General features: G+C 43.6%; 7 protein-coding genes. 3 read left to right on the top strand and 4 right to left on the bottom strand.

The features are described from left to right. Nucleotides 1-827: methyltransferase domain-containing protein (locus tag F6K38_RS28090; RefSeq protein WP_287358353.1), on the bottom strand; the 827-nt coding region annotated here is incomplete at its 3' end. A 181-nt stretch (nucleotides 828-1008) separates the two neighbouring features. Here F6K38_RS28090 and F6K38_RS28085 point away from each other — a divergent pair. Next, entirely contained in the window at nucleotides 1009-2343 is a 1335-nt protein-coding gene (locus F6K38_RS28085) for a TrkH family potassium uptake protein (protein ID WP_008183134.1), read from the top strand. A 125-nt stretch (nucleotides 2344-2468) separates the two neighbouring features. After that, nucleotides 2469-3164: a potassium channel family protein gene (locus F6K38_RS28080; RefSeq protein WP_044492856.1), complete on the top strand. Its 696-nt coding sequence runs from the start codon at nucleotides 2469-2471 to the stop codon at nucleotides 3162-3164. Here F6K38_RS28080 and F6K38_RS28075 read toward each other — a convergent pair. Further along, nucleotides 3161-4552: a tetratricopeptide repeat protein gene (locus F6K38_RS28075; RefSeq protein ID WP_287314142.1), complete on the bottom strand. Its 1392-nt coding sequence runs from the start codon at nucleotides 4550-4552 to the stop codon at nucleotides 3161-3163. The genes F6K38_RS28080 and F6K38_RS28075 overlap by 4 nt on opposite strands. A 99-nt stretch (nucleotides 4553-4651) precedes the next feature. Here F6K38_RS28075 and F6K38_RS28070 point away from each other — a divergent pair, with 99 nt between their 5' ends. Continuing rightward, nucleotides 4652-6004 carry a TldD/PmbA family protein gene (locus F6K38_RS28070; RefSeq protein WP_008183128.1) on the top strand — a complete coding sequence of 451 codons (1353 nt, stop codon included), beginning with the start codon at nucleotides 4652-4654 and terminating at the stop codon, nucleotides 6002-6004. A gap of 506 nt (nucleotides 6005-6510) precedes the next feature. Here F6K38_RS28070 and F6K38_RS28065 read toward each other — a convergent pair. Next, nucleotides 6511-8529, bottom strand: a complete 2019-nt coding sequence (locus tag F6K38_RS28065) for an ATP-binding protein (RefSeq protein WP_071986863.1) — start codon at nucleotides 8527-8529, stop codon at nucleotides 6511-6513. 5 nt (nucleotides 8530-8534) lie between these two features. After that, a complete protein-coding gene (locus F6K38_RS28060) occupies nucleotides 8535-9473 on the bottom strand; it encodes a phosphate/phosphite/phosphonate ABC transporter substrate-binding protein (RefSeq protein ID WP_008183124.1) in 939 nt (312 codons plus the stop codon). Nucleotides 9474-10974: the final 1501 nt, after the last annotated feature.

Genomic DNA, 10974 nt, shown 5'->3' with positions numbered 1-10974 from the left:
CCCCGGCGATACCCTCGACTCATCAACCCCATCGACAGTGCCGCTTCCACAATTTTCCAATTACTATTGAGCAACCCTAAAAGCGCTTTCGGCTCAAAAGCAGAATCAATCACAATATCCCAAAACGGTTCAACCGCATCTGACCAATCCGCCGTCCGAATAGTTTGGAAATTCAAATTGCCAGCAATTTCCTCATACTCCTGCAAAGAAATCACATAAGGCAAACAATAAACCCGATAAATCTCAGCCAAATGCTGCTGTTCATCTGTTGTCAATTGTCCCGTCGCCAAGGTTATCGGACGATGACACCAAGTTGCCATTAAAAACCTTCCCCCAGGTTTCAGCACCCGATAACATTCTTGAAGAAACTGTTGCTTATCCGGCATATGTTCTCCACTCTCCATCGACCAGACAAAATCAAAGGTTTCATCAGCAAAAGGCATATCCAAAGCATTAGCAACCTGAAACTGAACCCGTGTTGCCAACCCAGCCACTTGCGCTCGTTCAGTCCCTCGTGATGCTTGAACTGGACTTAAGGTAATTCCAGTAACATTTGCTTCAAACTGTTGCGCTAAATAAAGTGAACTCCCACCAATCCCACAACCGACATCCAGAATAGTACTAGCTTGCTCCACTTCAGCCCAACAGAGCAATTCCTCAATCAAGTCAATTTGTGCCTGATGTCGGTTTTTCTTCTCAGTACCCGCCCAGCCATAATAGCCATGGTGCATATGTTCACCCCAAACTGCTTCCCACAAGCCAGAAGAGGCATCATAAAATTCCTGAATCTGTTTTTCAAGACTCAATTTTTCAAGACTCAATGTCATATTATGTCCAGTAGCATCGTTCCGTATCACCAACTATAGCGGTTCTCACTTCCATAAACCATACCCAATTCGACGGGAGAAGGCTGTGACCCGCTACTAAGGGAAAAGGGTCTTGACAGATGGCAAATCACAAATAAACAATGACAAAGACAAATGACCAATGACCAATGACCAATGACCAATGACTATTCCCCGAACCATTTGCCTTGGATTCCTTTCCGTAATTGCCATCGGAACTATTTTGCTAATGATGCCATTTGCTGCTAGTGAGGGCACATGGACTCACCCGATGGTGGCACTATTCACCTCAACCTCTGCTGTTTGTGTTACTGGTCTAGTGGTTGTCGATACTGGCTCCTATTTTTCCTTCTGGGGACAGTTGATTGTGCTTGCCCTCTTTCAAATTGGTGGTTTGGGCTATATGACCACCACCACATTTCTCATTTTAATACTAGGGCGCAAGTTCAAATTGAAGCAGAAAATCGCCATTCAACAAGCTTTAGATCGACAAGGTTTACAAGACAGTGCAGCATTAATTCGTTCCATCATTGCCACAGCAATAATTTTTGAAATCACAGGCATTTTTCTACTTTTACTAGTGTTTGTTCCCGATTATGGATTATACCAGGGATTCTGGTTAGCCATTTTTCATAGTGTGAGTGCTTGGAATAATGCCGGATTTAGTCTTTTCCCAGACAGTTTGACAAGTTATCAGTCATCTCTTCTCCTCAATCTAGTGATCACAGCTCTAATTATCTGCGGTGGCATTGGTCAACAGGTAATTTTTGAGTTCTATCTTTGGTTGCGCGATCGCATTCTCCGACGACGTCAGTCTCTGGAATTTTCCCTGAATTTTAAAGTAGTCACTAGCACCACTATCTTTTTGTTAATAGTGGGAACAATAGCATTTTTATTCATTGAGTTTAATAATGATAACACTCTAGGAGCTTCAACATTATCAGACAAATTTATCAAAGCCTGGTTTCAGTCAGTGACCACCAGAACCGCAGGGTTTAACACCATTGATCTTGGTAAAATGACCACAGCAGGTTTATTTATTACCATTACCATGATGTTTTTTGGAGCCAGTCCCGGGGGAACAGGTGGTGGCATCAAGACTACAACAGTAAGAGTTTTAGTTAGTTCTACCCAAGCAATTTTACAAGGAAAAGAAGACGTTTATCTATATAAGCGTCAGGTACCAATTGAACTAATTCTAAAAGCGATTGGAGTCTTAGTAGGGTCATGCGCTACAGTAATTATATCAACACTTTTAATTTCACTAGCTGAGCCAACCCTGGATTTTATTCAGATTTTATTTGAAGTCGTCTCAGCCTTTGCTACTGTCGGTCTTTCCACAGGGATTACCCCAGACGTTTCTACCTGGGCAAAGCTAGTTTTAATTGGAACAATGTACATTGGCAGGGTTGGAGTTTTGTTGCTCATGGCATCCCTACTAGGAGAACCCCGTCCCAGCGCAGTTCAGTATCCAGAAGAAAACTTACTTGTGGGATAATCCTAGGGAAAAGGTCTACTTGCTTGCCAATGGCAAATGGCAATTAATACTTAAGAATAAACAAGTAAGACGTAAAAAATTACTAAAACTACAAGGGATACACTAAGCAAGTCACAGGAGGCATCGTGAATCTATCATTTTTAACATTCTTGCGTAACCTACCCAAAGAAAATAAACAGTTTGCCGTTATTGGATTAGGGCGTTTTGGTCGAGCCGTCTGTTCCACACTCTACCAACTTGGCTATGAGGTTCTGGGTACTGATATTGATGAAAAACTAGTTTCCCAAGTGTTAACCAATAAAATAGCTTCCCATGCTGTGCAGCTCGATTCAAAAGAACCCTCAGCATTGAAAGAAGCCGGGATTTTGGAATTTGATACAGTAATTATTGCCATCGGTAACTATGTACAAGAAAGCATTATCACCACCCTCAACTTAAAAGAAGCAGGAGTTCCTTACGTCATTGCCAAAGCTTCCTCAGAAGTTCATGGCAAGCTGTTAAAACGGGTAGGAGCCGATCATGTAGTTTTTCCTGAGAATGACGCAGGTTGTGCTTTAGCACGCTCCCTCACCAAACCATCCATCTTGGAATGGTTTGACCTAGACTCTAAGCACAGTATTGTCGAGGTCAGAGTGCCAGAAAAATTTGATGGCAAAAGCATTATGGAACTGGAATTGCGCAAGCGCTATGGCTTGACTGTCCTGGCTATCAAGGGAGATGCTGAATTTGAGATTAACCCTGACCCTAATCAACTGCTGTACAAAGATATGCTTATGGTTATCATTGGCTCCAACGCCGATATTGACCGCTTACCCATCTAAAGCTTAGGAATCCCTCTTTCTGGTTCAGACTTTTCCGGTTCCATCTGTTCAGTTTCAGTGGAATCTACCTTAGGAGTTTCTTGGGATTCTACCTCCAGAATCTCAGGAGACTTCATCTGTGGAATTTCAGGAGAGTCTACCTCAGGAGTTTCTTGAGTATCAACCAACTTTTCTTGTGCTTCTAGCTGCTTGATGTACTCATCAACCTCTGTCACCTTCTCCTCATTACCTGCAAAGGCGAATAACTCTCTAGCTTTGACCAAAGAAGAGAGAGCTTCCTCTCGCTGTTGAGACTTTTCTAAGACTACACCCAAGTTGTAATGACCTTCTGCTAATGCCGGAGACAGGCTAAGAGCTTGCTGATATTCAGCCATGGCTTCCTCATACTGTTCTTGCTGTTGTAGAGCAACACCAAGGTTGTAGTGGGTCAAGGCGTGGTAAGGATCCAGTTGCACAGCTAATTTGAGTGTGGTAACTGCTTCGGCGTACTCACCATTCGCTGTCAGTGCTGCCCCTAGCTGTCGGTAAGCATCCACATTTTCCGGTTCCAGTTCCGTCACCAAGCGAAACCGAGTAATCGCTTCCGCCAACTCTCCTTTCTCAAACAAAATTACCGCTAATTGATACTGAGCCGGGGCCAACTTCGGGTCAACCTTAACTGCTTCCCTAAAGGATTCCTCTGCCGCTGACTTTTCCCCTTGCTCCACCAGTAATAGTCCCAACTGGTAGTGTGCTTTCACCAATTTAGGTTGAGTGCGAACTGCTTGTCTGAGTGCAGTAGTTGCTGGTCCAATCTGGTCTTGCTCGACTAAAATCAGTCCCATGTTATAGTAAGCTTTGCCATAATCTGGGTCTAGGCGAATGGTGGCTTGGTAGTGTTCGATCGCCTCTTCTTGATTACCCTGAGATTCCAGAGCTAACCCTAAGTTATAGTAAATATCGGCTGATTCGGGATTGAAAGACAACGCCTGTCGATAAGCAGCGATCGCACTATCGGGTGCCCCTTCCTTGTAAAAAGCAATGCCTAAGTTGTAATAAGCTTGTGACAACGTTGGGTCAAGGGCAATAGCAATTTGGTATTGTTCCAATGCCAGCTGGTTCTTACCCTGCTGCAAATAGGTATTCGCCAACAAATAGCGTCCCATGGCCATATAGGGGTCAAACTCAAGGGCTTTACGAAAAGCGCGCTCTGCCCCAGGAAAGTCCCGGCGTCCGTACAGTTTCACGCCAACTTGAAAGTATGAAGCCGCATCCAGGTTATTGGAGTATGGACCTTCCATCAACTGCTTGGTTCCTTTATACTCAGGAATCTTTTGACCTTGAGCTTGAGCAATACTTGTCAAACCAAAACTGATGATAGTGGTAGCTAGCAGCGGTATCGTTCTCATTCACCCTTTTCCTATAAGCTGAGACATTTTTGGTATACTACAGGATAATATTTTTTTACTAGAATAATTAGCTGCTTATCAAGCCCATCCCCACAGGAAATGACCCTAGCTGCTGCTCCGATATGCGATCGCAAAGATCAAACCCTATCCCTAGTCGATTCAGTCATTGCCCAATCCCAAGCAGAAGGGGTATTCGTCAGTCTCAGCCTTGGTGACGAATTTCTGAGCCGCTTCTCGGAAAATCAGATTACCCAGAATATCAGCCGCCAACGCTGCCAACTGACCATTACCAGTTATTTCGGTAAGCGTTGTGCCTCTGCTACCACAACAGAACTAGACCCAGAGGCAATTGCCCAAACTATCCAACGTTCTGAACAACTGGCTCGCATTGCCCCAGAAGATCCGGAATGGGTACCCCTACTAGAAGCCCAGGATTATGAGCAACGCACCCCAGCCTTCGATCAAGCCACAGCTAACCTTTCCCCCTTGGAACGGGGAGAAATGGTCAAGGGAGTATGTACCTTAACTGCTCAGGCAGGAGTCGAAGGGTCTGGTAAGCTTAGTACTCAAGCCTTTTTACGAGTTGTGGGCAACTCCCAAGGGTTACGAGCGTTAGACCAAGGTACAGAGGCAGATTGTAGCGTTACAGCCCGTATAGACGATGGTTCGAGTTGGAGTCAAAGCACCGCCTTTGCCATAGAGCAGTTACCGATTTTAGACAAGTCATCGATAACAGCTCTAATTGAACGAGCTAAAGCCTCACGTCACCCCCGTAAGGTGAATCCAGGTACCTACCCAGTTATATTTGATGGTGCTGCCTTTGCGGAATTGCTGTCTTGGGTAATCTGGAATATGGATGCTCGGGCAGCGGATGAAGGACGCTCCTTTATGTCCCATAGTGATCAAACCGGTAAGCCCACTGGTAACCGCTTGGGTCAGCCAATGTTTAGCCCTATAGTGCAGGTACAACGCGACCCTGCTCATCCCCTACTCCAATTAGGCACTTGCTTTCGGGATGGATTGAGTAATCGCTACACCGAGGTGATTAAGGACGGTATTCCCCAAATCCTTTACTATAGCCGCTATTGGGCAGCTCAGAAAGGCAAAGATCCAACTGGACTATTGTTTCCCATTGTCATGTCCGGTTCTAGCCAAAGTCTAGCTGACCTGATTGCCCAGACAGAGCGAGGTATTTTGGTAAATCGTGCTTGGTATGTGCGCTATGTCAATCCCAAAACCCTAGAAGTCACAGGGATGACCCGTGATGGCACATTCTGGATTGAAGACGGTCAGATTGCCTACCCGATTAAAAACCTGCGCTTTAACCAAAGCCTGCCTCAAATGTTGAAAGAAGTCGATGGCCTAAGCAAAGTACAGCGCTACGGTAACATCGTAGTTCCAGGAGTTCGGGTCAAGGCATTTAACTTTGATAGTATCACTGACAGCATTTGAGCCAAATCATGAAGGATCAAATGTGAAGAATTAAAGAAGAAAGCTGTCATGTGAAATGTGAAAGCTCAAATGTGAAAGCTCAAATGTGAAAACTTTACCTTTTATAGCGCTACGCGCAAGTCAGAAAGGTTCGAAGTCAGAAGTCAAAGGTGCGCTTTCCGTTCTCCGTAGGAGACGCGGGGCGCGTTCGGCGAATTAAATTCGCCACGGGTCGCACCTAAAAGTAAGCTATGACTAAGTTTCGGAGTTTAGGAGCGATGCAGCGCGGTCTTGGGGAGGCAGCGCGGTCTTGGGGGTTCCCCCGGAGACGAAACCTTAGACAGGCTCGCCTTTATGGTTGGTAGGTTATGCAAAAAAGGGTTAAAACTTATTGATTAAGGCGAGCCTGTCTTACGGTAACTTCAAACCACTCGCTATTGCCGTGGTTTCCCCCACTCGCTATTGCATCAAGACAATGTCAAACATCTGAATGCGTAGTGCTATACCTTTTGCCTTCACTTAACCCATTACCCATTACCCATAATGCCCTTAGGTGTTTCTGTTTTGGGGTCATTTACTATAGCAGGGCAACGGATGCTAAAAGTAGAGCCAACACCAATCTGGCTTTCCACCGTAATTTGACAACCCATCATCTGGCAGAAGCGTTGGCTGATGGAAAGACCTAAACCCGTTCCACCATACTTTTTGGTGGTTGAATTATCTGCCTGGGTAAATGGTTGAAATACTTTGTTAAGTTGTTCTGGAGTCATACCAATGCCAGTATCAGCTACCGAGAATATCAACCAATGATCAGATTCGAGATTCGCTAAGGTATTGGAGGAGGTAGGAATATCGATTGTGGTGTAGGAAGCACTTGAGGATCTCGAATAAGGTTGGGATAACTCCAAGATCAGTTCGTTCTTGCCATTGCTATGGTTACTTCCTTCACGCTTAATGCTAAAAGTAATCGTGCCTGTTTCAGTGAATTTAGCAGCATTACTTAGCAAGTTTAACAGAACCTGCTTGAGCTTAGTCCGGTCAGCCACCATTGTGCCGAGAGAGTCAGCACTGCTGATCTTTAGACTATTGTTCTTTTTCTGCATCAGTGGCTTAGCAAGGCTTTCCAATTCCACTATCAGGGTAGTAACATCAAAGCTTTCTAAGTACAGGTTCATCTTGCCCGCTTCAATCTTTGAAATGTCTAGAACATCACTGATCAGTGTGAGCAGGTGCGTACCAGAGTTCCAAATCTCCTTTAAGTCAGAGACGAACTCGTCATAGCCTAACTCCTCGGCATCTTCCCAGAGCAACTGACTTAAGCCAAGAATACCGTTAAGGGGTGTCCGTAGCTCATGGCTCATACTAGCCATAAAGGCACTCTTGGCATGGTTAGCTTCTTCAGCCGCTTCTTTTGCCTGTTGCAACTCAATCTGAGCCAACTTGTTCTCCGTAATATCCCGGACAATGGTCAGCACTTCTTTATCTCCACTGACCACAATCCGTGCTTCAAAATGGCGGCGTTGGCCATTAATAAACCTCTCATGTTCAAAGATTTGGGTCTCCCCAGTTTCCAAAGCTTGCTGAACATTGCGGATATAAAGTTGAGCTATCTCTAGTGGTAATGCATCATACACCGTTTTACCCAAGACTTGATCAAAAGACCCAAAAGAGTTCTGATTCCTTGCCACTTTATAATCTAGAAATGTACCATCGTGACTAAAGTGCAACATTAAATCTGGAATAGCATTGAGCAAGGCTCGATTTTTACCTTCACTTTGGCGCAGATCTGCGGTTTGCTGTTCCAAACTTTCAATGAGTTTTCGCAGCCGGGAAGTCATCCGGTTAAAGGAATCTGCCAACACCGCTAGCTCATCCTTGGTGTGAACAGTAATCTTCTGGTTCAAGTCCCCAGCCGCCAGACGCTGGGTTGCAGCAGTCATCTGTTGCAATGGTTCAGTGATTGACCGACTCAGCAGCAGTGCCAACAGGGTACCGGCAGCGGCTGCAGTTATTGCCACCACTAGACCTTGATTGCGTACCGCAGCAATTTTATTGTTCAGGGGAGCTGTAGACAGTCCGACACTAATCGCTCCCACTGTCTGATTCCCGAGAATCACTGCTTTCCCAACAGTAAGTTGGTCAGCATCCCAATCAACATATATCTTATCACGTTTTAGCCTTAGCAGCTTCTCGCCAACAGGGTCACTCTCGATACTATACACCTGACCATCTACCGAATCGGCTTTGGCTACGATCCGTCCATCTTTTTGGTAGATAAAACCCTCCTCCACTAACCCCTGATCCCCCAGCTGCTCCATGACCTGCTCCAAAGAATCAGGATCTGCAAGGTAGAGCGCATCAGCAGTCACTAGGATCAGAGTATTAAGCAATAGATTAGCCTGTTGCTTGAGTTCTTTACGAAAGGTTTGTTGCTCACGGTGCAGAGATAGCATGGTGACACTAGCCACTGCCACAATCACCAAGCTAGTCATGGTCATTGTCAGTTTAGTGGCTAATGGCCATTGTCTCCAGCTAAATCTGCCCATGCAATTTACCGATTCTCAACAATGTTGTATAACTGTTGCATCCTTTCCAACCCCTGTAGAGTTGGGAACTCATCAAACTTAGCAGTCTTCTGGAACTTAGTCAGCACTTCTTTGCCCTTGGGGTCGTTATGCATGGTACTCAGGATACTCTTGAGCTGAGCCAGTAACTCAGGATCCATATTGCCTGGAACCATCACGACTTGCCGAGGTACTTTTTCTGTTTCAGCCAAGATACTCATGGCTTGGCGGACATCCTCGGGGACTTGCTCGAAAGTCTGGTTATCCACTGCACCAGCGTCTGCCTTTGAGCTAATCACCCATTGGATAGTATTTTCATCATCATCACTGAAGATATACCCCACCTCATTAGCTGCCACTACATCACTGCTTGATCCCTTTTCATTAGGCTTCAAACCTGCTTCAATCAGATAAGCCATAGGTAACATATAGCCAGAGGTCGATTGTCTATCATCAAACGCGATCTTCTTACCCTTGAGGTCAGCTAGGGATTTAATCCCTCGGTCTTTCATAGTAAAGATAATCGTGTGGTACTCAGCATCACCCCGTTTCCAGCGGCGCAAAATTGCTTGAGCACCAGACTCTTCATTAATCCTCATGGCTGGGTAGAGGCTATCGAAGTATAGGTGTACCTCCCCTTCTTTGAGCCAGTTGATCATGGTAGGAAAATCCGAGGCAATTTTTACTTCGCCAGTTTTAATATCGAACTGACTCAACTTGTCAGCCAGGTAATTTGCCAGGGGCTGGAAGCGGCGGATCTTTTTAGCTGGATTTTTTGAAATATCACCTAAGACAATCACCTTCGTGTCTTCAGAAATTGTTGATGGCTCTAAGTTAGGCTTTGATTGATCTGCTGGTTGAGTACAGCTCACTAATGAAGTGAGCAGACCAACGAGCATAACTTTTCCTAACAGCTTGGTTAACATAGTGTCCTACTCTCAATTACAGTTAGAACCGATGTCTTCACAGGTAGATACTAGGGTTAGCCATGTCAGGATGGCTACCTTAGCCAACTTAGCAAAGTTTTCAGTGAATCTACCTAAGAATAGCGATTTACTGCAGGACACTCTACCTCAACACAAAAGCCCATAGGTAAATTCACTGATTCGGTTATCCCCTTGAACTGTAGATGCCTTAGTAATTGCTTGGGTTAGGTGAAGATCAATACAGGAAAACTTAATGCCAGAACACCCTAGTGCAGTTGGGCTAGAGCGAGTTGCATGCTTAGAGGGAATGACACACTCGCCTGATGGACAAAGGGAAAAGGTATTCCTCTTACCCCAAGGCCTTTTCCTTAGCCCTTTTCCTTGTCCTAGTAGGTATTGCCTCCGAACAATCATCTCTTTGAAAGTACCTTAGTTTCACCAGTTTCACCTCCCCATAGACACCCTGTGCTAAAGCAGACCTTGCATAGCTCGAAGCTCCGGTTTCTTGAGAAGTCATAGATTACCTCCCGGTTAGACAATGACTCTTGAGCATCGGAGTAGATGCATTAGTGTGGTAGAACCTAGGAGCTATTTTATATGGTATCACTTTATCTGGTCATATCACATTATCTACTTACTAGCAATTGTTTTGACAACTTAATAGTTATGGGATCTTAATGTACACCTTATACTAGACTATATCGAATTGCATTATTGTAGTTTTTTATAGTTTATAATTGTATTTTTTTGTATATTTAGTGTTTTTTTTAAATATATGGAATATATTCCCATTAACAATAGTAAGCTAAATATCAAATAATAACGACATAATTAAATTAATGTTAAACAATTTTATATTAATTTAATTATTTTTCGTTCCAGGATTAAGTTATAATTGAAAATTATACTTGGTCGTATAACTAGCTCGACGCTCTAAATTTGGCGTAAAAAGGTTAACTACCCTAAATAATATTGATACGGCATTTTACACTCTGCTATACATAAATAATATTTAATATATTTGTTAAAAACAAATAATAATAGCTAGTTTTATATATAAAAAACTATAACAAAACAAATAGTAATTATGATTAATATTCAGAGTTATAATTAAGTTTTTATCTAAAAACTTAATCAGATATCCAAAACTATGCTAATATTTATTAATCATATTCTGTAAATTACCGCCAAAGTGGCGTGAAACAAAGTTGGATTAGCTTTTAAATTAAAGTTATCCCATCAGGCTGTGGTGATTCCTTATTTAAAGATTGAGTAAAGAATTTGTGAAGTTTCAGTAAAGATTTGGTGAAGTCTCAGTGAATATTACTAGAACTACACGAAATTGATCACTGATATAAAAAATTGCTCATATAAATTGCATCATAAATTGGATCAGAGGCATTTCATTTACAGTATTAGCTAAGTATTACCTATACCTAGACACAGCCAGGAACACCATGGTAAAACATCAGAGTCCATCCATTTTTCCTAGAAAAATGCC

The sequence above is a fragment of the Moorena sp. SIO3B2 genome (assembly GCF_010692525.1).
Taxonomy (GTDB): Bacteria; Cyanobacteriota; Cyanobacteriia; order Cyanobacteriales; family Coleofasciculaceae; genus Moorena; species Moorena producens.
The sequence above is the reverse complement of the archived record's forward strand: the minus strand, read 5'-3'. Positions and strand labels throughout refer to the sequence as shown.

Excerpts from the sequence above, each read along its gene's own strand:
- F6K38_RS28085 (WP_008183134.1), top strand. The coding sequence starts at position 1,009 with ATGACTATTCCCCGAACCATTTGCCTTGGATTCCTTTCCGTAATTGCC.
- F6K38_RS28075 (WP_287314142.1), bottom strand. The coding sequence starts at position 4,552 with ATGAGAACGATACCGCTGCTAGCTACCACTATCATCAGTTTTGGTTTG.
- F6K38_RS28070 (WP_008183128.1), top strand. The coding sequence starts at position 4,652 with ATGACCCTAGCTGCTGCTCCGATATGCGATCGCAAAGATCAAACCCTA.
- F6K38_RS28065 (WP_071986863.1), bottom strand. The coding sequence starts at position 8,529 with ATGGGCAGATTTAGCTGGAGACAATGGCCATTAGCCACTAAACTGACA.
- F6K38_RS28060 (WP_008183124.1), bottom strand. The coding sequence starts at position 9,473 with ATGTTAACCAAGCTGTTAGGAAAAGTTATGCTCGTTGGTCTGCTCACT.